A 24,707-nucleotide genomic window follows, 5' to 3' on the forward strand; every position below is an offset into this window, starting at 1 on the left:
ACCCGCACATGACGGGATAGTATCACAAGTTCCGAAATCCTGACGCGTGAAACAATGCCATTCGCACTGACCCGTCCCTCGGCGTGCCCTTTTGCACAATGAATGGAACCGTTACAAATTTGTTATAACAGAGTACATCAATCGGAGAATGCAATGACTCGTTTACGTGTCCGTATCACCGCACTTGGTTTCGTGTTTGCGGTCTGTCTTTCCACCGCCGTTGCGCAGGAAGAGTACACCATCGGGCAATTCCAGGGAGGATTGAATTTCATGCTAGGATTTCCGCAGGGTGAGTTCGATGAAAACGTCGATCAGGTCGGCTTCGGAATTAATGCTGATCTCGGCTACGTTTTCCCCAACCTGCCCGTCGTCGCGGGACTGACGGGCGGTGTCGCGACCTATGGCGACCGTACCTACAGAGTACCGTTCAACTCTCAGATTCAGACAGTGTTCGTCGAGATGAACACGTCAAACAACATCGCTTTTGGACATCTCTTCCTGCGCTTTCAACCGCAGGTGGGTGCATTCAGACCGTACTTCGAGGGATTGCTCGGCCTGAATTATCTCTGGACCGAATCCACTGTCAAGGATGAACGCTATACGGACAAGGAAATCGCGGGCTCGACCAATCTCGGCGATGTCGCTTTCAGTTATGGAGCGGGCGGTGGCATCATGTATCGTGTGTACAGAGGTCAAACCGACCAACCGGGGAAAGGTGTCGAGGTGTTTATTGATTTCCGGCTGCGTTACCTCTACGGTGGGGAAGCCAAATACTTCACCAAGGATTCCATTCGTGAGATCAATGGTGCTTTGGTGCTCGATGAGCGCTATGCGGACAAATCCGCCACCGACATGCTGCTCGGTATGCTTGGCGTATCTGTCCGCTTGTAATTGGCGAACTCTGGAGCGGATTTTTCTGTTGTAAAAGCGGGCATGTTCTCATGCCCGCTTTTCATTATTACCTGTCGGAAGCCCATGAGTGAGTCAAGCATATTCCTTCTTGTTCGAGTCTCGTTGCTGGTACTGGTGAGTGCTTTCCAATATGTCGTCTGGTTGCGCATACGCGAGAGGTTTTTACAGCGCGGAACAACGCGTCACCGTCTGGCGGCGGGAGTTGGCCTCCTCATGGTAATCCCTTCGTTGCATATTGCCCTCTTCGGAACACTCCCATTGCCAGGGTGGGTGGTGAATCTTCTTGCGTGGGCTTTCCTGATCTGGAATAGCGGATTGCTTATCCTGCTCCTCTCTACTCTCAGCTTCAAGGCGCGGTCAAATCCGGGGAGTACGCCTGCTGTTACTGATGTTGTACCCGTCGATACAGGGCGCCGGGCGATGCTTAAGGGCGGAGCGGCAGGTTTCACCATCCTGGTGTTCACGAATCCGATCGGTAACGTAACGCGCGACGACGAATTCGAAGTTGTGTACAAATCCGTCTCTATTCGCAATCTGCCCGAAAAACTGAAGGGATTTCGCATCGCGTTGATTTCGGATATTCATTCCGGTCCATTCATGGCGAAAGAAGATATTGAACCATACGTAAAGCGTATCAATGCGCTGAAGCCCGATGTTATTCTGCTCCCGGGTGATTTCATTCAGAACAGGGATGAGGAGATCGAGGTCGTTTGTGATACGTTCAGGCATTTGCGTGCCCCTTTCGGAGTGTACGGAAGCACCGGCAACCATGATTATTTTGCGGATGCGGATCACGTATCGAAGGAATTACAGCTCGCTGGTGTGCAGATGCTGCGCAATGAACACCGTATAATCGATCCAAATGGAGAAAACCTCGCCCTTATCGGACTTGATGATATACGCTCCGGCTTTCCGTTCCATTCGTTGTTCCGACAAGCCTCCCGCGGTCTCGATCCTTCCATACCCAATATCCTGCTCTGTCACAAACCGTATTATCTGGACGAAGCGGCGGAACTGGGACTGGATCTCATGGTAAGCGGCCATACGCATGGAGGACAAATTGTTCTCGCGCGTGTCTTTAATACCGTCGTGACTCCTGCCGCGCTGATTTCAGGGTATATCGAGGGACTGTACCAGCTGGACGCCACGCAGATGTACATCACGCGCGGTATTGGCATGGTCGGGATCCCGGTACGCATCAACTGTCCGCCCGAGATCTCTATCCTGACCCTGACCTAGCTGTGAAATGAACCACGCATCGGTGGTGTCCAGAAGGAGCATTGCCTGTTGCACCGTTGCGTAACACAAGTGCGTATGGCGGTGCAGCAGTGTCATTGCGCTTCCCGAATCCCGCTAGTCGTATCCGGCACTTCGGGTGCAGGCGGAAGATCAACAACGACACGGGTACCATGACCGGGTTCGCTTTGAATGTGTATGGACCCTCCCGTATCATCAAGAATTTTCTTGACGATAGCCAGACCAAGGCCCATCCCTTCTGTTTTCGTGCTGAAGTTCGGCTCGAAAATCCGCGGGAGGAGATCCGGAGGAATGCCACAACCATCGTCCTCAATGACAATACGAACGAGATCGTCCGCGATGCTGACATGAATCCTGATCTCCCCTTCCGAAGCGATGGCCTGGACGGCATTTCGCAGCAGGTTGGTCACCGCGCGTGCGAGTTCTTCGCGGTCTCCAAGCACGATCGGCAGCGCGGGTGCGATGTTCAGATCGAAATGAATGTTTTCATGTGTACGGAATAAGCCAACGGCTTCCTCAAGCAGGCGGGAGATATCCACTTCACCCATCGTCCGACGAGGCATACGGCCGAACCGGGAGAACTCGTCGCTGATACGTGATAGACTGTCAATTTGATCGATGAGTGTTCGTGTTACCTTCTCGATGATACTCCCGATTTGCGGCGCTTTGTCACGCCATGCACGCTGCAGGTGCTGGGCGGAAAGTTTCATCGGGGTCAGTGGATTGCGGATTTCATGTGCCACTTGTCGTGCCATTTCCTTCCATGCGAGTTCGCGCTCCGCAGCCGCAAGCTCCTCCTTGCTTTGACGTAGTCTGTCCGTCATCGTATTGAACGCCGTCATCAAATCCACGAACTCCGCCGAGCCACTCACCCGCACCTTGCGCGCGAGATTGCCGGCCGTGATGTCCCGGGTTGCATGAAGGAACTCGTCCAGTGGGCGGGATATCTGACGGGACATGGCTGTACTGACCAATAGGACAATCACACCCATCAGCGTTATCCATAACAGCACCGCGGCTGAAGCGCGCACGTAGACCTCCTCGGCTCTGTTGCGTTCGAACAATGTGGGTGTCGAAATTATCGCGGACAACGCACCGCGGCTGTCGCGTAAGGCCCGATACCCGACGTTGTACGGAAACTCACCTATCTGTTCGCGTGTGAGATGAAGGTCTCTGTTCCCGATGACAAGGGCTTCCCAGGCTTCCGGATTCAATCTGTTGTTCAGCAGCCCTGTATGGTAGAGTTCGGGTTTGCTTGTGCCGACCAGTGTGGCACCGCGGAAGACATTGATGTCCTTCCCCGTGCGCAGACGGATATCCTGACAAAGCTGATCAGTGAGCAGATCGGGAACGTTGTCCCGCTTGATACTGTCGGGAAGGTGCTGAAGGATGTTCGAGCGCAGGATCTCAAGATTCTCCGTCACCTGCTGCTCCATATCACGCGTGGTTGTGTCGAGGACAAAACCTCTTCCCGCAATCCAGATCAATAACAGGGGGATAGCGGCGACGGCGAGCAACGAGAGCTGCAACTTCCGCGCGAACGTGCCACGCGTGTGAGGCACTGATCTCCGTGCTGTCAGCATCAGCAGTGTCACTGCTCCGAAGCTCAGTATGGCGAAGAAAAAGCCGATACGCAGCCAGCGATACAGAGACAGCAGAATGTCAGGGCTGCCTCGTGAAATGCTGAGTACAGCATCCTCGTCGGGAAGCGGGATGAAAAAGGTATGCAGCAGGGTTGATCCACTCTGGAGAACACCCCATTGGCCTTGCTGATGAAGCGTAAGATTTTCTGCAATTTCGCGTGGAAGAGGCATACCGCGCCGCATCAGCGGATCCGTGGTCTGTACCAGACGATTCGCTGAGAACCGGCTGACTACGAAATGATCCTCGGGCGCGAGACTTCTCGCGGATGTTGTGTTCCGGAGGAGATCTACAGCATTGTGCGAGATTTGCATCGGATCGAGTGCTTCCAGCACCACCACGGCCTGGAAGCGGCCACTATCCGATGGCACATCTGTATAGCCCTTGTAGTAGCGTTTCTCACGGTCGTCAAAACGGCGATATGCGGATTGAACGATGCCCTCGGTTTTCTCTATCGTGGTGGACAGGGTGTGCATGGAAAGGAGGAAGGGATCGTTCCCCACGGCGAAACGCGACACCGGCTGTCCGCTGGAATCTATGAGCAACAATGCTGAATTGTTCTGCAAGCGGCTCAAGGGCGAAGCGGACCATACGCGGAACGCTGTTTCATATGCGGGCCGGACGTCACCGAAGGTGGTGCGTTGCACGTGAATATGACCGATTTCCTGAAGTGTTTGCTCCAATAAAACGTGCGACCAGGCATCTACCGGGCGGGACAAATCGCTTGCTATCGCCTCGATTTCTGCGGAGCGCTTCGCCTCCATCGCATCGCGAAATGCGACCACGGTGAGCATCGATCCGAACATGGCGGCAAGGATAAAGGGTGCGGAAAGGGAGGACAGCAACACCCGACGCTGTGTCAAAGGGATGTACCCGAAGAGGAGAAAGACCACCGCACAGAAGACGAAAACCCACCAGGGAAATATCATATCGCCGCTGACCAGCAGGAAGACGACGATCGAGGTTGCCAGCGGAACGATAAGAAAAATATGCCGGATGGCTCCTGTCAACGGCCGCAATGCCCTTCGCATCCAGAGGGACATGGCGAGGAAGAGAAATGCCCAGGACAGTGTCAGCAACCACGCGTGACATATCATCAGCACATGCAAGGGATCATCGAACAGCGCACCGACGTCGTCGAAATTGAATGAGGAGTCGATGACGAAACTACGCAGGACTGCGGCGGCTGCGCGCAAAACAACCGGAAACGATGCGGCGACAGCGATGAACCAAGCAAACGAAGCGAGAATGCCTATGGGACGTTCGTTGTCCCGTAATGATCGCACGTAGAAAAACGTCGTGTTCGCAAGGAGCGCGAAGGCGGAGAAAAGTACATCGCCCGCCGATGCGGCAATGCCGAATCCGAAAGAGGAGGCGAATGCGGACGGATCCAAGGCGATGCTTGGCAGCAGCAGCGCGGGTGCGTCGGCCACCTGCAGAACGTATCGAAGTCCCCAGCAGTGGATGGTCGCGGCAAGCATGGAGAGTGGAGCCCAGGGGATGCGCAACTCCAATCTGAAGAGAGGAACGGAGATCGTAAGCAGCAAGACAAGCAGCAGGAACACCGCCGTACGGTTAAACCATGCAGCCACTTCGGCGGTATAGACGCTTGAAATCGCACCTTCGAATGACAATACTGCAAGCGTCCTGCCTCCCGGTGAAAATGCCACGTACACCCGCTCCGAAGGACGACGCGTGAGAGGAAGAGGTTCCGGACGCAGATCAAGCTCAAATTCCTGCGCAAGAGTTTCGACAAGTCCCTCCGCATTAAGAAACCGTCGATTCACTGGCACGGTAACCCTGAACGGCAGGCCGAGTCGTAATGATCCGATCAATGAGCCGGATGCATCGTGAAGTGCGCGCTCGTGCACAAGCATGGCGAATGGTGTCGCATCGATCAGAGACAATCCGCCGTCTTGTGGCTGCTCGAAAGGAGGTAATGCATGGCCGGAATATCGCAGCAGGACCCCCTGGCTGTCTCGAAGCTCGAAGGAAATACGCTGCTCGGTGCTCCCATGCAGATGCTCAACGATGCCGATACCGTGATGTTCCATTCCGTTCGCCAGTGTAGCGGCGGCTTTCGCGCCGGCATCGGCGAGTTGCAGCAGCGATCGTGCGGCGTCGTCGAGCCGCTGTCCGATTACTGCAGCTTCCGTGCTGTCCACCGCTGTCTTTCGTTCATCCCAGTGTGTGGTGATGTGATGAAGGAAAAAGCCGCGAACTGCCAACGTTACAAATAGCAGAAGCGCGGTGATCAGTGTCACGTACAGCCAGCGTCGTTCAACGATCATGGTGCTTTTCGTCTCCGGCATTGCTTGCGTATGTCAGCGAGCGGAAACGGTGATCTGACTGATGGACCAGCGATCACCCGCGCGAGTGAGTGAAAGAAAAAGTTCGGCCATGCCCCGGCGCCCGCGTCTTTCGAAATTCAACGGTCCGAAGCCATAGGGATTGGCGATGGAAAAATTCCTGCTGCTGAAAGAAAAACTGATAGGCCTCCATGATTCGAAAAATGAGACAAGAATGATGTACGCTTGCTCCCGACTGTAGTAGCCGTTGGTACCGTTGAGGAGATTCAGGTATACCCTGGTGGCCAGATGCGTACGAAGATACCCGACGTTTCCCGAAGACAATGCGTCTTTTGCCCCCATGAGAATGGCACGGGCTTCTTCCTCTCGTCCTGTACCGCGTTCATGACCGAGCGGAGGCAGCGGCGCCGCGTGAAGAGTTGCGGTTCCGGTGTGAAGAAGCAGAATCAGAAAAAAGATAAGTGTGCGCATGATGCCCAACATACAGGAAGGGCGCCCGGAAATCAACCGGGCGCCGAAATGCGTGTATCAGTCAGAAAGAGCCGCCGTGAGGCGGTTGCCTGGCGTCGCTTGCTGCGGCGCTGTCATGCACGCTACCGCGCGCGACTGCGTCCATCATCGGAACGGCGTGGCGATGAAGGAGCGCGACCGGGGATGGCGGCGTTTCCCTGAGACCTCTCCGACCTCCCGCTACTCCGATCAACCGACGGATTACTGGACCGAGATGCGTCGGTCGATCGGCTCCTCATCCCTGCGTTCCCATCATCCAACAATTGCTCCCTGCCCCGCATAGTCATTGTCGGTGTTGCGGCTCCGTTCGCACGGTCCTGGACGGGAGCCGTGTAACGCATGCGGGCGGCCTCCGCCTCGCGTCGCTGGCTGGCTTCGGTCTCGCGCTGCCGCGCAGCGTCCGCTTCACGTCGCTGGCTGGCTTCGGCTTCGCGTTGCCGCGCAGCTTCCGCTTCACGTCGCTGGCTGGCTTCGGCTTCGCGCTGCCGGGCAGCGTCCGCTTCGCGTCGCTGACTGGCTTCGGCTTCGCGTTGCCGCGCAGCGTCTGCTTCGCGTCGCTGGCTGGCTTCGGCTCTGCGTTGCCGCGCAGCTTCCGCCTCGCGTCGCTGGCTGGCTTCGGCTTCGCGTTGCCGCGCAGCTTCCGCCTCGCGTCGCTGGCTGGCCTCGGCCGCGCGCTGCCGCGCAGTTTCCGCCTCGCGTCGCTGGCTGGCTTCGGCTTCGCGCTGCCGCGCAGCTTCCGCCTCGCGTCGCTGGCTGGCTTCGGCTTCGCGTTGCCGCGCAGCGTCTGCTTCACGTCGCTGGCTGGCTTCAGCTGCGCGCTGCCGCGCAGCTTCCGCCTCGCGTCGCTGGCTGGCTTCGGCTTCGCGTTGCCGCGCAGCGTCTGCTTCACGTCGCTGACTGGCCTCGGCCGCGCGCTGCCGCGCAGTTTCCGCCTCGCGTCGCTGGCTGGCTTCGGCTTCGCGTTGCCGCAGTTCCTCAGCTGCGCGTCTCTGTGCTGTCTCGGCATTCTGCGTCTGCCGTATCTGTGCGTCGCGTTCCTGCACCGGGGGGGATAAGCGACCGTCGTCACGAACCTCATTTGCAGGCCGTGTGCTCTGGACAGCGCGTTCTCGCGTTGACGTGGTGGAACGGTTGTGTTCCGCTTCGCTCTCACGGTTCTGTATCGGCGGGGTGAGGCGATCGGGCGATGTGCGTTCGCGATCCCGACGCGTATCGGTCGTCGGTTTCACATCCGGGAACACGTCGCGGCTGGTCTCTCTGTTGCGTTCACGCGATACGCCGGATGCTGCGGAGGAGTTGACACCGCTCGACGGAGTGTCGGTGGTTCTGCCGCGATCGCGGATGTCGCTCGCTGCGTCTCTCGATCTGGTGTTCCCGCGATCAGTGCCGATTCTATCCCGCTCACTGTCTACTCTGCTGCGTCCTCCCGAAGAGGATATTCCGCGTATGGCGGTTCCGTCGCTCCTTGACACAGTGTAGTCACGGCTGCGATACTCCATGCGCGGATCCCGCGTCCGCCTGTCCCAGGTGTCGTTCGATCGAACGCGCGTGTAACTGCGCTCCCAGGATTTGTAGGTGCTGATGCGCCCGGGCCGATACACCACTCTATGATGCGGACGGTGAATGGGCCGCAGCGGAATGTAGTTCCAGTGACCATACGCGAAGTCCACATAGCGGTAATGCGGTCTTCTGTGTGGCGGATGCGTTCGAATGGTGAATTTCCAGAACGGCCCGCCGAACACGAAATGCGTACGCACTGGGTGATAGTTGTATGCCCACCAGTAATCATAATGTGTCGCGATGCTCACGGTGTACCGGCTGCAGGAAAGATCGTAGGGATCGAAGCGCGGCGACCGGGCGTGGCAGTCGTAGCAGGCATAGCGAGGATACCAAACGCGGCCTCCGACGAAATACGATACCGTGGCGGTAGCCGCAATGTGCTGTACGCTAATGAGACGTCCGTTTATCGCGTTGATGGCGAGGAAGGGGTCGCCCACGACAGGTGAGATTCCCGTACGCCATCTGCCCCGATGTGAGGTGTAGAGAAACGCGCCCGGATCGCGCGTCGCCACCGCGTGCAGATACTCGACACCCCGGGGACCAGCAATGCGCAAACGCATCCCGCTGTAATATTCCGGCAGTTTGTACGTCACCCCGCCGTAGACGAAACCATCATCGGGAAACTCCGGGAAGATGATGCTGACATCACCCTCGGTGCCGATGGAGTAAATCGTGATGAAACAGTCGTCGCTTGCCCGAAAATACACGGCGATGGGATCACCGGGGTAATAGACCTCATTCTGCCCCCGGTCCGTCCACAAATCCACGGCGATGCCGTAGTCTCCCGCGCGGAGAGGACCGATGCTGCTGACGGAACCGATAGCCGCACCCGCGAAAAGTGTTGGGAGCAATGCGAGAGCTGTTGCGAGTGTGATGATGATGCGTTTCATGATGCACCTCCTGGAGTGCTGGTACTCAGTGCTTCGAGAGTCTGATTTCTTATCGTGTTGAGCCGCTGTGCCGCGAACCCGCGCGAACACGTTTCTTCATGGACGAGTCGCGTGCGACGATCAGTTCGGGATTGCCGCGGTCGATCTGGTACGCCCAATCAAACACGACGGCATTCGGGGTGACGTCGATGATTCGTAGTTTGGCGAAGTGATTGTCAAAGGTTTTGATTACATAGGTATGCCCGCGAACCGCCAGCGCATCGCCTGTGGGATTCCATCCTTCGATCGGTGCCCGCGAGATCTCATCGAGATTTTTCGTGAAACCCATGTCCTGAATATCGCTGTCGTCCCAGACCACAAGCCAGGGGACTCCACTATCCGAAATCTCGAAAAAGAAATCCGTCTCGTCTGTGTCATAATGCACGCTGCGGAAACGTGAAAAATCATAGCCGGCTCTGTCGGGCGCAATGAATCGGTCGAGCAACTGCACGTCCCGTCCCTCGGGTCTCGGTGTATCGTACACGACATCCTTGCTGAGTTCGCTCTCGTTTCCCGTGAAATCATACGCGGACACAGCATAGTAGTAGGTCCTGCCGTTCACTGCACCGTAATCGATGAACCGGGAACTTCTGCTGTTCCCGATATACGAGTAGCGGCCATCATAGCGATCACTCACGTAGATGTTGTACCCGTCGAGGTCGCGTTCCTGATTCTCAATCCACACCAGTTCAACGGCATTGTCGAGCGAGATGGAAATTATGCCGACTGGAGGAAGAGGTGCGACAACATCGTCGTACAGAACACGGTCGTGGTTGTCGTCGCAGGCAATGGTGAGGAGCGCGGCCGCGAAGAAGAGGAGAAAGTAACGGTGTGTCATGGCAGTATCCTTGCTGTTTCTCCAGGTGTACATCAAACCCTGTGCCAAATTTGCGGTTGGTCAAAAACGGGGCCATGGAGGGCCTTTTCCCTGAATTGTTGTCACTTTTCAGCAACAGGTGTTGTCTTGATTGGACGTCCCCGTTTGATGATTCTGCGGATGAAGCGGGCAGAGCTGCGGCAGGCTGATCTGAACGAATCAGTAGTGAAACGGTCAGTGGTGATTGCCCGACCGCCGCATTTCACGACGGCCCGGGTGTTGTTCTGATCACTGTGTGATGAATGAATGCGTGTGATATGAACAGGCGGTTCCCAGTCAAGAGGCAAGCATCGCAAGGGGCCGGGCGCGATGGACGATTCTCTATAACGAAAAAGCCCGCCGGAAGGCGGGCTTTCGCAGAGATTCGCAAGCGGCTTACTCGCCGATGAGCTCGAACTGGGCGAGCAGCTTGTCCGCTTCTTGATGATAACGGGTGGATTTCGCTTCCTTAACGAGTTCCAGCATCTTTTTCGCCATCTCCTTATCGCCGGACAGACCGTAGGCACGACCCGCGGAAAGCTGATGCCCGCTGCGGAGCAGGTCATTCTCAACCGCATTGGCGGCCTTTTCGAATAGCGGGGCTGCATCTTTGTAATTCTTCTTCGCTTCGTAGACTGCGGCCTTGCCGGCAAGCGCGGCGGCATTCAGGATATCAGAATCCGGTGAGGCGTCGTCGAACGTTTCGTATGCCTTGTCCAACTCGTCGGTGTACAGGTAGGCGTTGGCGAGATAAATTGTTGCGGCCTGACCGGTCGGGGTGCCGCCGTATTTCTCGACGATGGTTTTGAGCCCGGGGATATTCTGGTTGGGATCGCCGGTGATTGCCAGCTTATACTGCTGTTGTCCGTACAGTGGCATGACTTGGCGGAGCATGCGGTTGGCTTCCACATCATCTGCAGCTTTGCCGCTGGAGTAGAAATACCAGACGACGATGATAGCGACGAGACCGATGACAACGCCTCCGACGATTTTGCCGTTTTGCTTCAGCCACTCCTGCGCATCATAAAAAAAATTCGCGGAGGCGGATTTTGGCACCGCCTCGCGGACGGAAATCTTTTTTTTCGCGGTTAACACAGATATCTCCGGTTTTCGATGTTATGAGTCTTCTTCGCGCGCCTGGAGGGATTCGAACCCGCAACCTTTGGCTCCGGAGGCCAACGCTCTATCCGATTGAGCTACAGGCGCACAATGCACCCATAAAGATGCAAACGATAATATAGTACCTCTCCCGGTCAGGACCAAACCCCAAAAAGCCAGGTACGGGCTCAACCCGAATATCGATGCAAACCGTCTTCGCATCTCCTGTCTCTGTACGAAGGGGACTGCATGCGATGTGCGTCAGAAGTGATCGAGGTAGTCCAGAATGAACGGATTATGTGCACGTTCGAAACCGATGGTGGTGTGGGGACCGTGCCCGGGATACACCACTGTTTCGTCCGGTAAGGTGAGCAGACGCTCCGTGATCGAGCGCATCAGTGCTTCGTAGTCACCACCCGGCAGATCTGTCCGTCCAATACTGCTGTGAAACAAAACGTCTCCCGAGAAGAGAACGCCCTCGGTTTGCTCATACAGCGCGACATGCCCGGGTGTGTGCCCGGGTACATGGAGAACGCGCAGGTTGAGAGACCCGCATGGGACATTCTCCTCATCAGAAAGAAATCGGGTCGCACGCAGCCCGTCAACAACGACATCAAGTGAAGCAAACATCGCCATGGGGCGCTCGAGCAGCGCGGCATCGTGACTGTGTATGAGCACCGGGACGCCGAGAGTTTCCGAGAGCGCCCGAACTTCCCCGACGTGGTCGAAATGACCATGGGTAAGCAGGATCATTTGAACCGACAGCGCATACTCGCGGATCAAGCCGAGCATGCGCTCCCTGGAATCCAATGGCACATCCACGATAAACGCGTTGCCTGCGCTGTCGCTTGCTATGTAGCCCATCGTCTGAAACGGGCCCGCTTCCAATGCTCGTATGTTCATCATGACGGAACCAATACTGTTGTAGACAAGAATAGGTCCGGTGAAGGGAAAATGCAATTTCCACTCCGCATACAATTGCCTGGACATTCGATCCCGCTCCGTACGGAGAGGGATCACCACGCGGAGCGCAGGCGGGGGGCGACGGATAATCCCGGGAAGGCAAACGGACTCCCGAAGTCCAGTCATGCTGATCCGGGTGCGGCCGCAGACACGGCGAACAGGTTCATCGGAAGCAACTGGTGGCACCGGGGAGCATGGCGACCAGTCTGGAGATTCACACCCTTACGGTCGCTTGATGACTACCGCGGGTGTGCGTATTATCATTTCGCAAGTTGCGCTATTTGACAGGTACGATTATGCACGTTGTGAATCTCCTTGAAAAACTCGCTCTCTTCTCCGATCACTGGAATCCGCGTATAGTAGGAGAGCTCAATGGTCAGCAAGTCAAACTCGCCAAGTTCCGGGGCGAGTTTGTCTGGCATCGTCATGAGGCGGAAGATGAACTGTTTCTGGTGATCCGCGGCAGCTTCATTATGGAATTCAGAGACAGCAGCACTGTCGTGCGCGAGGGAGAATTCCTGATCGTACCCCGGGGAGTGGAACATCGTCCCGTGGCAGAGAACGAGGTGGCGGTGCTTCTGTTCGAGCCCGTCGGCACGGTGAATACCGGTGATGCCGACGATGACCGCAAACGAAACACATTGGAGGCGATCTGAATACCAGGCAGGAAGCGACGGTGTGGAAATCTTTACCGTCTCGCCCTCTCCTCACCGACATACAGTTCCTGGAGATTTTTCCACTATGATGAAAAAAATGCAATTGACCGTACTCCTGCTCCTCGCCGCAGTGCTGCCGGGTGTGGCGCAGAACACGGCGCAGCAAAACACGAAGGATGGAGAAATGAGAACGGTGGCCGTGCTGATTTTTGAAGGCGTTGAGCTTCTCGATGTCGCCGGACCTGCAGAAGTCTTCATTATCGCCAAGGAGGGAAAGGCCTTCCGTGTCATAACTGTGGCAGCCTCGACGGCACCGATCAAGACCATGGGTGGGGTGACGATCACACCCGATTACGACTATCAGAGCTGTCCAGAGGCAGACATCCTCGTACTGCCCGGCGGGGACATGCGCAATGTCGGCGACGACGGGATTGCATGGATCAGATCAGCATCGCACGACGCCGAGATTTTGCTCTCCGTCTGCATGGGGGCCTTTCTGCTCGCGCGGGCGGACTTGCTGGATGGGGTGAGGGCGACCACGCACAGCTGGGGACTGGAACGGCTGAAAACCGCGGCTCCCGGTTGCACGGTGGTCGAGGGAGTCCGCTTCGTGGATAACGGAAAGATCATCACCACAGCGGGAGTTACTGCCGGCATTGACGGCGCACTGCACATCGTTGCACGGCTCCTGGGTGCTGAGGCCGCGCGTTGGGCTGCGGATGAGTGGATGGAGTATGACAGACCGAATGTTCAGAAGTCAGAGTGATTCACACTTCGTGACGGTTGCGCTGATCGCTGTCCGGACCTTTCTGGAACACAGTTCGCCTGTCACTCACCGAATGAGGATCTTTCCGTCTTCGGGTCAGGTTCAGTGCAAAATTCAGTCGGTGTTCAGCGTGTCGCCGGATCGCGCTCCGTCAGTTCCGATCTGAATCGCAGCGTGAAGAAAACTGGAAGTAGGAATGAAATTTTCCGTCGAGGTGGGAGCAGGAAAGGACGGAGGCTCAGGAATGCATGAAAAATCCACCCCGAACCGCTAAGTTGTTCTCGGGGGTCGGGACAACAGGCGGGTGAACAGTTGTCAGCGCCGGGGTTCTTCCGACACTTTCCCGGACTACCTCAATTCTGGAAGAAGCGTCCGAAATCTATCCCCCATACGAGAAATACCCGAACCCGGCATTGTGCGGCTTTTCATCATCATGTACTGCGACGTAGTTAATGAGGTCTGAATGAAACACACGGTCAAGCGCTTCATCGAGATGATACTCGGTCGACGGCTCATGTGGCTTATCGGGAAATCGATGTACCTGCACGCGCGCAGGGATGTTATCAACGAAGCGTCGGTCAACGGGGAGGAGGAACTTCAGCGTCAGTTGCTCCACGAGTTTTCACGAAATGGCGAACGACTCGTCGCCTTCGATGTCGGGGCGAATGTCGGCGATTGGACCATGTTTCTGCTTGATCATGCAACAGCGGAGCTGCGACAGCGCATGGACGTACACAGCTTCGAACCGGTGCCGCCAACCTTCGAAGTGCTTTCAAGGCGAGTAGGCGGACATGATCACTGCCAATGTGCGCATCTGGTTCCGCAGGCGATCTCGGACACACCCGGGCAGATTGAAATGTTCATTTCCGAAGGGGCTGCGGGGACGAACTCGATTCATCGAGATGCGTTCATGAGTGACCAGCAGCGCATCCAGATTACGGCGACGACTCTTGAACGCTACGTCTCGGAAGCTGGTCTTTCTGTTGTACATTTTATCAAATGCGATACGGAAGGTCACGATTTGACTGTAATCCGCGGTGCCGCCGGGCTGTTTGCCCGCGAGTGCATCATGGCGCTTCAATTTGAGTACAACATCAGGTGGGTGTATTCGAGAACGTACCTGAAAGACGTGTTCGATCTGCTGGAGCCCACGCTATACCAGATCGGGAAGGTAACCCCGAAGCATATCGAGCTTTACCCACGCTGGCATCCGGAGCTCGAGCGTTACTGGGAAGGGAATTTCATCATCATCCATCCCCGCGCTCTGCATTGTTTCCGGTCGGTTCGAGGTGATTTTGACGGGCAATTCATTTATCGGGAGGGTTTTTGAGGGAGGCAACATCTGAAATGAGGCAGCAGAGACGAGGCGCAAAAAAAAAGGCCGCTCTCGCGGCCTTGTTTTTCGCTCCCCGGGCAAGACTCGAACTTGCAACCCTGCGGTTAACAGCCGCATGCTCTACCATTGAGCTACCGAGGAATATTTAGATAACCAATATACGATCAGTCTCCTGTAATTGTCAAGGATTTTTCACCTTCTGTCGGAGAAAAAACGTTGATGGAGCCCGGACCAGGGAGAGAAAAAAAGTCACGGTTGGGGGCTCTCAGGGCGGGGATTGAGATTGAATTATCGTATATTTGACGGAGTGCTTCCTACTTGCACGATCAACCGGGGCACCCCCCCCCGTGGAAGCGCTTACTTTTATTTTGTCAATGGTTGCATTTTATACATTGCAGTGTTATGTTCAGCGGTACTGATTGACCGCGTGATTCACATGATCGTGGGCTCGAGATTTACTGAGACCGGTTGCTCTTCTCCCCTCCGCCCCCGGCGGTGGATGGATTTTTTTTCCAATCGCAGAGATCATTTCCAGAAAGACACTCTTTAACTATTCCATCATTCCTATACCATCAACCTTCACAGGAGGACCTATGCACCAAAAGCTGCTAAGACAAGCCGGGTTGCTTGCCGTCGTTCTGCTGACCACGGGCTTCGTGCTCACGGGATGCATCGACGAACCGAACCCGCCTGTGCTGGATCGTATCACCTCGGAAATCCGCTTTATCCACGCATCCCCCGACGCTCCGAGCGTTGACGTGTATGTCGATGAGATTAAAGTCGTTTCGAGCGTCGGGTACAAAGGATTCTCGAATTATCTCGAGGTCAAATCCGGCAACAGGTTTCTGCGGCTCGTCCCCGCGGGAGGCGATACGTCTCAGGCCGTATTCCGCCGTCAGGTGAGTGTCCGCTCGTTCACCAAAATCACCATGGCGTTCCACGGTTCTGCGACCGATGTGCAGTTGCTCGCAACGCAGGAGCGTTTTACGTATGCAGATGAGACCAGCAAGCTGGTTGACAGCTGCGACGTCAAGCTCATCAACATCAACAGCGGCGGTGACGCCGTAAAACTGGCGGTGAAAGAAGGCGAAACCGGCGCGCGGGATATCATCCCGTCGGTGAATATGGCATCGCTCTCCTCATACCGCCGTGTTCTGTCCGAAAGCAACGAGTACTACCTCATCAACGCCAATAACCAGCGTGTCGTGACCATCCCCTTCGAATTCAAGAAGCCGGGATACCGTTACAGTGTGCTCTTTATCGGTACATCACTTTCCCGTGAGGCATTGGTACTGCAGGACGAGCCGTATCAAAAATAACCGACGGTGAGCGGGGCAGGATTGGTGGAAGAATTCGCCCCCGCATTCCCGTGTGAACCTACGCTCATCCTACAGTTCCGGTCCTGAGTTAATTCACGGCCTTTCACGTTCTGACGGAGGATATTATGCATAAACGGATCCTGATTACAGTGCTCTGTATGCTGTTTCCGGTGCTGGCGCATGCCCAGACGGGCAAGCTGGCCGGAAAGGTAACAGATCGCGAGACAGGAGAGCCTTTGATCGGAGCCAATGTTGTTATTGACGGCACCGACCGCGGTGCGGCCACCAATATCAACGGCGAATACGTCATCCTTAACGTACCGATCGGCAAAATCACTGTCGTATCGAGCTACATCGGCTATCAGGCGATCACCATTCGCGACGTGCTCGTGCGAAGCAACGAGACCGCAACGGTGGATTTCCAGCTCCCCAGCGATGCATTCAAAGTCGGCGAGGTTGAGATTGTGGCGGAGAAACCCCTCGTTGACAAAAACGTGACCAACGCGAAATCCACGGTCACACAGGAAGAAATAGAAAACCTGCCGGTGCGCGGCGTGGAGAGCATCGTCGCTCTGCAGGCCGGTATCGTTCAGCAGGGCGGTACGATATACGTACGCGGCAGCCGTGGCGACGCCACTGGCTATGTGGTTGATGGTGTAGCGGCAAACGACCCCGTCTATGGCGGCCGCAACATTTCCGTCATCAACAATGCCATTGCCGAGGTGAGCTTCCAGGCCGGCGGCTACTCGGCGGAGTTCGGTGGCGCGAGCGGCGGACTTATCGCGACGACCACCCGTACCGGTGGCCGGAAAATCCAGGTGGGCTTTGAAGCGTATACCGACAGCTGGTCGGGAGTCGGGGAAGAAAACTTCCTTGGATCCTATAATTATGGAAACAGCTTGTACGCTCTGACCGCCGGCGGACCACTTTTCGGTCCCGTCAAGTTCTTCGTCGCAGGCCAGAATACCTTCCTGCGCACACCGATCCGCTATCGTGAAGGATACGACCTTGCGAATGCGTATGACAGGCTGCTGCGGCAGACCGAGGCGCATGCGCTCCTCTCTCCCGCGGAACAGGCCAAGGTCGGTATTTTCGATCCGCGTCTCGGCCCCGATGCCAAGAAGGTGGACTTCACCTATCCGGCGGGCTTTATTCACAACAATGCGACGGAAGGATACGTCCTTCAGGGAAATCTGACCTTCGATCTCAACCCGATCAATGTCCGCGTAGGCGGTAGCTACGGGTATAATTCCGGTCGCAATGGCGCAGGCATTCTTTCCGCCTATCAGACAGGTCGCACGGCATCGCTTGAGAACGACGTCTATACCCTCAACGAGGGGAACGTCAGTTTCGCCAATCAGAATCGTGCATTGCTGAATCAAAACGAGAACTATGGCCTGAATCTGAAAATGACCCATCTCCTCAATCAGAACACTTTCTATGAAGTGTTCCTGGGTTACACGGGCTACTACAATCTGCAGATGGATAATGACCATCAGCATGACTTGTTCGCGTACGGAGATTCCGCAGCCAATGCGGCGTTCGGGTACATGTTCGATGGCGACGGAAACGGTCCTGATCCTTTAGTGGTGTTTGGACAGCGCTTCCAGCCCTTTGGCTTCCCGGAAGAGGGTTACGCGTATCAGAAGGACCGCTACAGCTCCGTCAACGGAAAGATCAATTTCGTGCACCAGATCGGCCGCACGCATGAGGTGAAGGTCGGTGCCGAGGCAGCGATGTACAGCATCCGTCAGTACGACGTGATTCCGTACGCGCTGAAGAGCTTCCTGCGGAACAACCCCGACGCGAACCCGACACAGCAGGCGGTGAATTCACGCACGAATTATATCGGATACGATATGTGGGGTGTGGAATCGGATGATGCTCTCACTGGTCCGAAATCTCCCGTCTTCGCTTCGGCCTACGCTCTTGATAAAATCGAGCTCGAAGACCTCGTGATCAACGTCGGTCTGCGCTGGGATTACATTGACACCGATTCGAAAAAATTCGTCGATCCTTCGAATGTGAAATTCGACGACAACGGCATGATTCTGGACGATCCGAGCAATCTCGAAGAAGTGGATCCCACTTCCGCATTCAGCCCGCGACTCGGTTTTTCCTTCCCGGTAACGGATCAGACCGTGTTCTATGCTCAGTACGGCAAATTCGTGCAGCAGTCTCGTCTGCGCGATGTCTACCTGGGCTATGCGATGTCCGCGAGCAATATTCGCGGCGGCTACGCCATCGAGAATCCCGTCGGTTTCGGTCTCAAGCCGGAAACGACGATTCAGTATGACTTCGGTTTCCGCCAGCAGATCGGTGACTTCCTGGCCTTCGATATCGGTGCCTTTTACAAGGATATCCGCGATCAGATCCAGGTGCGTCAGATCGTCGCCACGCCGGGTGCGCAGCATCAGGCCTACGATGCGTGGGTGAACGGCGATTTCGCGACAACCACCGGTGTGTCGATGAAAATCGATCTCCGCCGTGTCGAACGCATCCAGGCATCAATCGACTACACGTATTCCGATGCACGCGGAACCGGCTCGTCTCCCTCGACCGCTTTCCGTACCATCTGGCTGTCGCCGACGGAAACGCCGTATCTTCCGAAATACACCACCCCGCTCGCGTTTGACCAGACGCATCGCGGCGCAGTGAACATCGATTACCGTTTCAGCGCGGACGACGGTCCCGAATTCGGCGGAGTGCATCCGCTGGAGAATCTCGGGCTGAACATGCTGTTCACCTTCAACAGCGGCCATCCGTTCACCCTTGTTGACGACAATTCCTACGACAATCGCCGCCAGCCGGTGGAAGTGCTGAACGAATCGCGTACACCATGGATTTTCCAGGTAGACGCGCGTCTCGACAAGACGGTGAACATCGCCGGTCTCAACGTCAACTTCTACATCTGGGTCATCAACCTGCTCGACACGAGAAATGTCGAGGACGTCTTCATTCAGACAGGCAGCGCCTCCGATAACGGCTACCTCTCGACCGATCAGGGCCGGCAGGAGCTCCTCACCTATTCCGCATACGGGAAGGTGTATGAGGATCTGTACCGCGATTTCTACTACCAGTACAACATTCAGAACGCCAACTTCTTCGGGCCGCCCCGTCAGGTGCGTCTCGGTTTGCGTCTGGATTTCTGAGCTGGTGGAGGCAGGATTCATGAACGAAGATAGAAGCAATACAAGGAGACTGAGCATGAAGCTGATCGGAACATTGCTCCTGTTATTCGCTCTGCTGTGCCCCACCACCGCCGTTCAGGCAGGCGGGCATGTCAAGGGTGATAAGGACAAGAGCAGCATACAAAAGACGTCGAGTAACGACCTCTACGATTTCATCTCTATCAACCAGATCCTGATGTGGATTTCCAATAACGGGTCCACATCATACAATCCGTTTACCAAGGCCTCGGGGCTCGAATGGCCGCAAGGCAGCGGCAAGTACGCCATTTTCCAGGACGGTCTCGTCTGGGGTGGTAAAGTCGGCGGTGAAATCCGCATCGGCGGTTCCACCTACAGGCAGGGTCTGCAAGCGGGAAACATCAATCCCGACGGCTCTGCGGCAAACGCTGCCGATCCTATCCATCGCATTTTCAAGGTGCGTAAGGTAACGCGTACGCAATACAACCTGATGGCCGCAACGGATCAGGCGCGTCTGAAAAAGGACTTTGAGGAATGGCCCGATGAATTCGGTGCCCCGTACACCGATGCCGATAACAACGGTCAGTATAACGTGGATTTTGAAGCGTGGCTCGACGGCGGAGCGGTCGACACGCCCTGGTTCATCGGCGACGAGGTGCTTTGGTTCGTATCCAACGATCTCGATCCCTCACGCACGAGCAACCTCTACGGTTCACCTCCCATCGGTGTGGAAGTGCACACACTGGTTTGGGGATACAATCAGACCGGACCTCTGGGCAACATGGTGTTCGCGAAATACACCGTAATCAACAAGGGCACGGACGATCTCGAGGACGCGTACTTCGCCCAGTGGTCCGATCCGGATCTTGGCGACGCGGCTGACGATTTTGTCGGCATTGACACGAACCTCGTGCTCGGATTTTGCTACAACGGTCTGGCGGTGGACGGCGTGTACGGCGTCCCCCCCGCCGCGGGCTACGACTTCTTCCAGGGCCCGGTTGTACCCGGCGCACCGGAAGATGTAGCGCACTACAATTTCGGTTTGTTGCAGGGTTGGAAAAACCTCGGTGTTTCTGGCTTTGCCTACTACATCAACAGCGATGCCGTGTATCAGGACCCCGATCTCGGTACTCCGGCAGGCGGCGAGCAGATGTACAACTATCTGCAATCCCGCTTGTATGACGGCGGACCGTTCATCGATCCCACCACCAACCTCGAGGTGAAAGTCGCCCTTGCCGGTGATCCCATCACCAAAACCGGCTGGATAGACGGTATCGTGAATGCGCCGGATGACCGCCGCATGATGATGGTCACAGGTCCTTTCACGCTCAACAAGGACAATGACATTCCCAACGGCAAGATCAACCGTCAGGAAGTCGTGGTCGCGCGCATCGTGGGACGCGGTTCCGACCGCATCTCCAGTTTGCAGGTGCTCAAGTACTACGACCGCTACGCACAGCTTGCATTTGACAATAACTTCGATCTGCCCGACGCTCCTCCCGCACCGAAGGTGACGGTCTCCATCAAGCCGAACACGGTGATGCTGAGCTGGGGCGAGCAGGCCGGCGTGAAAGCCACGGAAATGCACGAGGACGCTGGTTACGTGTTTGAAGGATATAACGTGTACCAGTTCCCGACGCGGAGTTCTTCCCTGCAGGATGCCAAGAGACTCGCGACGTATGATGTCATCAACAATGTTGCGACGATTTTCGACGAAGTTGTCGATGAGAAAACCGGTGCCGTCGTCGTGCTGCCTGTGCAGTTCGGCGGTGACACGGGAATTCAGCGACTGATCACCATCACCAATGACGCCATCACGGATCGTCCGCTGGTGAATAATCAACCCTATTACTTCGCCGTTACCGCGTATGCCTACAACGACGATCCGGAAGCGGCACCGCGTCAGCTTGAATCCGCTCCGCAAGTCCTTGAAGTGTATCCTCAGACGGTGAATCCGGGATATCGCTTCGGCGCGGACTACGACGAGCTGATGCAGGTCATGCATACCCGTGGCAGCTCGACAGGGTACCCTGTCGTGAAGACCATTGACCCGGTGCTTCTCACAGGTGATTCCTACGAGGTGACCTTCCGCTCCGTCGGCAAGGTTGAAGTCGATTTCCACGGAGAGGAATTACTCGAACTCGACAGTTACGCATGGACGCTGAAGAACGTCACGAAGAACACCACACTCGTTGCTGACGCGCTCGAGTATGGTGGTGTCGCGGACGGATCTTCTACCGGCTATCTTGCCGACGGTTTCCAGATCGGTATGGTCGGACAGGGCCATTACGAAGTCGGACACGAATTGCTGGAAGTGCGCTGGGAAGGCGGACCGCAGCAGTACGGTTCCTACGCGGATGTGTATTTCATCCCCGGTTACGATTTCTTTGGAAGCACGATCAAATCCTACGATGTGAAAAAGACTGTCGAAGTGCGCTTCGACAAGACGAAACCATCAAAGGGTTACGTCTTTTTCCGCGGTTCCACACCCAATTACCAGTGTCAGGGATATCACGAATCCCCGATCAGCATCTGGGATGTGACGGACAAGGCCAATCCGCGGCAGCTTTCCTGGACGCTTGTCGAGCAGGTGAACGGTCCGGCCCAGGACTTCCAGTTCACACCGACAGCGGCGCAGTCGGATCGCGAGTATCTGTTCATTCTCGATCATCCGTACAGCGACACGCCCAATCCGACATGGACGGATCCGACCTTCTCCCTCCTTAATCAGGCGGGTGAGATGCCCATTCTCTATGCCTGGTGGCCGATAAAGACTGCCACAGCAGGACCGGGCAAGTTCCCCTGGCAGGATGGAGACAAACTGGTTTGGGTTCCGAACATACCGTTCGACCAGAACGATGTGTACACGTTCACGACAGCAGCACCGAAGTTTACGGTGGAGGCGGCACGCGAGGATATCAACGATATCCAGGTGTTCCCCAATCCGTACCTTGGCGCCAGCGCACTGGAGTTAAACAAGTACCAGCGCTTCGTCACAATCAACCATCTCCCCGAGCGTGCAAAATTCCGGATCTACACTGTGTCCGGAACTCTCGTGCGTTCGTTCGAGAAGAACGATGCGACGCAGCTCGCTACCTGGGATCTCCAGAATGACAACGGCTTGCCCGTTGCCAGCGGCATGTACCTCATCCACATCGACATGCCCGACCTCGGTGTCGAGAAAGTGCTGAAACTCGGTGTCGTCACCGAAGCGCAGTATCTCGACCGCATCTAGCATGTGCGACGGATCGATGCAAAACCGTTTTGTTGTGAATCAGATACATCATCAAGGAGATACACCATGCGTACTACGCTTTCATCGTTCCTGGCGATTCTGACGGCGCTCGCGCTGATCAGTGCCACGGCGACAGCGGGAGGCGGCGGCCGGACCGGCACCAATGCCGGAGACCAGCTCCTCATCCCCGTGGGCGCACGCGGCATAGCGCTGGGAAGCTCATACAGCGCCGGTATCACCGGGCTCAATGCCATCTACTACAATCCCGCCGGTCTGTCGGCCAGCCGGGCCAGTGCCGAGGCAATGTTCTCGCACATGTCCAGCTTCGGCGACGTCGGTGTGGATTACGCCGCGGTCGGCGCGCAATTCGGCGGCTTCGGCCATCTGGCCTTTACGCTGAAATCGCTGTCCTTCGGCGATATTGAAAAAACCACCGAACGCAATCCCGACGGTACGGGTGCGACGTACTCACCAAATTTCGTCGCGCTGGGTCTGACCTACTCGCGTGCGCTCACGGACCGCATCCGCGCCGGCGTCACGGTGCAGTTGCTCAGTGAGACGATCGACAGGACCTCCGCTTCCAATGTCGCTTTTGACATCGGCGTGCAGTACCAGGGTCTTGCGGGGCTTCGCGGTCTCGCGTTGGGTGTAACGCTGCGCCATCTCGGCGGTAACATGCAGTACACCGGAGCGGGTCTCACGCGTCTGGTGGACGAAGTTGACGGCAAGCGCGATCCGCAGCTGCTGCGTATCGAAGCTGCCGGTTTCGGTCTTCCTACCTCCCTGGAACTCTCGATGGCCTACACCCACACGTTGACAGACCTGCATAACGTCACTGTCGCGGGCGCTTTCGAGAACAACAACTTCCAGCTCGATCAGTACCGCATTGGATTGGAATATTCCTTCCGGAATTTCTTCTTCCTTCGCGGATCCTTCAACCTGGCAGGCGACGAGCCGAACAACAACTTCGACGAAGGGGTGTTCGAGTACGGCCCGGCCTTCGGTGCCGGTGTGAACTTCGATACCGGTGATCTTGCCATCGGCGTGGACTATGCCTACCGAACCATGCAGCAGTTCGACGGCAATCATGTATTCACCGTCAATCTCGGATTCTGAGACTGACCGACGGCATTGTCGAAAGGGCCCCGCAACAGCGGGGCCTTTTCAGTTACCGTCGGAATCCGTTGGTATCTCCAGGTTCGGATCCAGCGGTGCTGCCGGAGTGCAGAAGCGCCAATACCTGAGAAAGGGACATCGGACGGCTATTCTCTGAAACGACCGTGAACGGATGCGTACGCATTTCTGTCCGCATCGGTAACGATGATGACGATCAGGGTTTCACCGGGAGCGATACTGTGAACGGTACCTTCATGCATGTCCCAATGGAGTTTGCGTGCGAAATTCGCCTCCCACGCGAGCTTCGTACTCCTCCTTCTGTCGTTGCGAAGCTTTACCGTATACGTGCATCCGGCTTCCATGCTGTTGAGCAGTATCGTGGTACTGTCGGCGGTGACCGTGGTCGAGTCGAACAGTCGCGCCGAGAACATGGCGCCACGTTCCAATGGAAGCCTGAGGAGCGCGTCGTGTGATGAATGGGAGTGTACGGTGTGCTGTACGAGTTTACGGAACTCGGTGCGAAGATTCGCCCGAAATCGGTCGGCTCCCGGTGCGATGTACAGCCAGGCGCCATCAAGAGCGTCGCCCGCATTCGACGAACCGTCAACAAAGGTGACGGTATTGAACGAAAAATCCGCCGAGAGCCCCGTTCCGGTATTGCGATTGAGCTTGTAACTGACCGCACGCCGGGGAGACAGCGAAATGCTGTCGAGGAGATCGAGGTTCAGCTCGAACAGCGGCAGACCGTCCTGTCCATACGACCACTCATACTGCCACCAGAAACCCGGCTGCGAAGGCAGGAGGCGCCCGAGGGGATTCCAGCCCAAGGCCACGGCTTCGTTTGCTCTGTCGCGGGTTGGGCCCGCGCCGCTCACCGCATAGGCGTGCAGACCGAACAGCCCTCGTCCGGAAAACGACGCGCCAGGCCAGGATTCCCGTTCAGGAAGCACCGAGAGTCGCAGTGGTGTGAAGCCGCGAAGACTCGCCGATGAATCCGCTGCGGAGGCATTCAGAAAGCGTTGCTGAGCGCGGAGGGAAGTCGCGGAAAACAGTATGCAGACGAAAATGAGAGTGCGCATGGCGTTACGATTGAAT

The 24,707-nt window shown here is 56.3% G+C and carries 16 protein-coding genes and 2 tRNA genes; 9 read left to right on the forward strand and 9 right to left on the reverse strand.

Features of this window, described 5'->3' with window-relative positions; translation table 11 throughout:
• The first annotated feature begins 153 nt into the window (after positions 1-153).
• Positions 154-891, forward strand: coding sequence for a hypothetical protein (locus tag M5R41_17485; GenBank protein ID MCZ7558199.1), 738 nt, complete (start codon positions 154-156; stop codon positions 889-891).
• An 84-nt stretch (positions 892-975) separates the two neighbouring features.
• Positions 976-2,151, forward strand: coding sequence for a metallophosphoesterase (locus tag M5R41_17490; GenBank protein ID MCZ7558200.1), 1,176 nt, complete (start codon positions 976-978; stop codon positions 2,149-2,151).
• Between the two features lie 92 nt (positions 2,152-2,243).
• Here the strand turns inward: M5R41_17490 and M5R41_17495 are convergent, their stop codons facing one another.
• The 7 genes from M5R41_17495 to M5R41_17525 all read right to left on the reverse strand — a co-directional run bounded on the left by M5R41_17495 (position 2,244) and on the right by M5R41_17525 (position 11,978).
• A complete protein-coding gene (locus M5R41_17495) occupies positions 2,244-6,101 on the reverse strand; it encodes an ATP-binding protein (protein MCZ7558201.1) in 3,858 nt (1,285 codons plus the stop codon).
• Positions 6,102-6,134: 33 nt separating this feature from the next.
• The gene (locus tag M5R41_17500) at positions 6,135-6,590 is read right to left on the reverse strand and encodes a DUF4783 domain-containing protein (GenBank protein MCZ7558202.1); all 456 of its coding nucleotides are present in this window, start codon (positions 6,588-6,590) and stop codon (positions 6,135-6,137) included.
• Positions 6,591-6,712: 122 nt separating this feature from the next.
• Positions 6,713-9,079 (reverse strand): DUF4384 domain-containing protein, encoded by a 2,367-nt coding sequence (locus M5R41_17505; GenBank protein ID MCZ7558203.1) that lies wholly within the window; start codon positions 9,077-9,079, stop codon positions 6,713-6,715.
• Positions 9,080-9,128: 49 nt separating this feature from the next.
• Positions 9,129-9,956, reverse strand: a complete 828-nt coding sequence (locus M5R41_17510) for a hypothetical protein (GenBank protein MCZ7558204.1) — start codon at positions 9,954-9,956, stop codon at positions 9,129-9,131.
• A 414-nt stretch (positions 9,957-10,370) separates the two neighbouring features.
• Positions 10,371-11,069 (reverse strand): tetratricopeptide repeat protein, encoded by a 699-nt coding sequence (locus M5R41_17515; protein MCZ7558205.1) that lies wholly within the window; start codon positions 11,067-11,069, stop codon positions 10,371-10,373.
• Positions 11,070-11,106: 37 nt separating this feature from the next.
• A tRNA-Arg gene (locus M5R41_17520) sits at positions 11,107-11,180 on the reverse strand.
• Between the two features lie 153 nt (positions 11,181-11,333).
• On the reverse strand, positions 11,334-11,978 hold the full coding sequence (locus M5R41_17525; GenBank protein ID MCZ7558206.1) for an MBL fold metallo-hydrolase: 645 nt from the start codon (positions 11,976-11,978) through the stop codon (positions 11,334-11,336).
• A 353-nt stretch (positions 11,979-12,331) separates the two neighbouring features.
• Here M5R41_17525 and M5R41_17530 point away from each other — a divergent pair, with 353 nt between their 5' ends.
• From M5R41_17530 to M5R41_17540, 3 genes are all read left to right on the forward strand, one after another.
• Positions 12,332-12,691 carry a cupin domain-containing protein gene (locus tag M5R41_17530; GenBank protein MCZ7558207.1) on the forward strand — a complete coding sequence of 120 codons (360 nt, stop codon included), beginning with the start codon at positions 12,332-12,334 and terminating at the stop codon, positions 12,689-12,691.
• 85 nt (positions 12,692-12,776) lie between these two features.
• A complete protein-coding gene (locus M5R41_17535) occupies positions 12,777-13,457 on the forward strand; it encodes a DJ-1/PfpI family protein (protein ID MCZ7558208.1) in 681 nt (226 codons plus the stop codon).
• Positions 13,458-13,920: 463 nt separating this feature from the next.
• Complete coding sequence (locus M5R41_17540) at positions 13,921-14,787, forward strand: FkbM family methyltransferase (GenBank protein MCZ7558209.1); 867 nt, start codon at positions 13,921-13,923, stop codon at positions 14,785-14,787.
• Positions 14,788-14,862: 75 nt separating this feature from the next.
• Here the strand turns inward: M5R41_17540 and M5R41_17545 are convergent.
• Positions 14,863-14,934: transfer RNA gene (locus M5R41_17545), tRNA-Asn, on the reverse strand.
• Between the two features lie 452 nt (positions 14,935-15,386).
• Between M5R41_17545 and M5R41_17550 the strand changes: the two genes are divergently transcribed.
• The 4 genes from M5R41_17550 (at position 15,387) to M5R41_17565 (ending at position 23,612) form a co-directional block, all read left to right on the forward strand.
• Positions 15,387-16,112: a DUF4397 domain-containing protein gene (locus tag M5R41_17550; GenBank protein MCZ7558210.1), complete on the forward strand. Its 726-nt coding sequence runs from the start codon at positions 15,387-15,389 to the stop codon at positions 16,110-16,112.
• Positions 16,113-16,237: 125 nt separating this feature from the next.
• Positions 16,238-19,264 carry a TonB-dependent receptor gene (locus tag M5R41_17555; protein MCZ7558211.1) on the forward strand — a complete coding sequence of 1,009 codons (3,027 nt, stop codon included), beginning with the start codon at positions 16,238-16,240 and terminating at the stop codon, positions 19,262-19,264.
• A 55-nt stretch (positions 19,265-19,319) separates the two neighbouring features.
• Positions 19,320-22,496 (forward strand): T9SS type A sorting domain-containing protein, encoded by a 3,177-nt coding sequence (locus M5R41_17560; protein MCZ7558212.1) that lies wholly within the window; start codon positions 19,320-19,322, stop codon positions 22,494-22,496.
• Between the two features lie 66 nt (positions 22,497-22,562).
• A complete protein-coding gene (locus M5R41_17565; protein MCZ7558213.1) occupies positions 22,563-23,612 on the forward strand; it encodes a PorV/PorQ family protein in 1,050 nt (349 codons plus the stop codon).
• A 146-nt stretch (positions 23,613-23,758) separates the two neighbouring features.
• Here M5R41_17565 and M5R41_17570 read toward each other — a convergent pair whose 3' ends face one another.
• Positions 23,759-24,691: a hypothetical protein gene (locus M5R41_17570; protein MCZ7558214.1), complete on the reverse strand. Its 933-nt coding sequence runs from the start codon at positions 24,689-24,691 to the stop codon at positions 23,759-23,761.
• Between the last annotated feature and the right edge of the window lie 16 nt (positions 24,692-24,707).

Source organism: Bacteroidia bacterium, from assembly GCA_027493955.1.
Classification (GTDB): domain Bacteria; phylum Bacteroidota; class Ignavibacteria; order SZUA-365; family SZUA-365; genus JAOSJT01.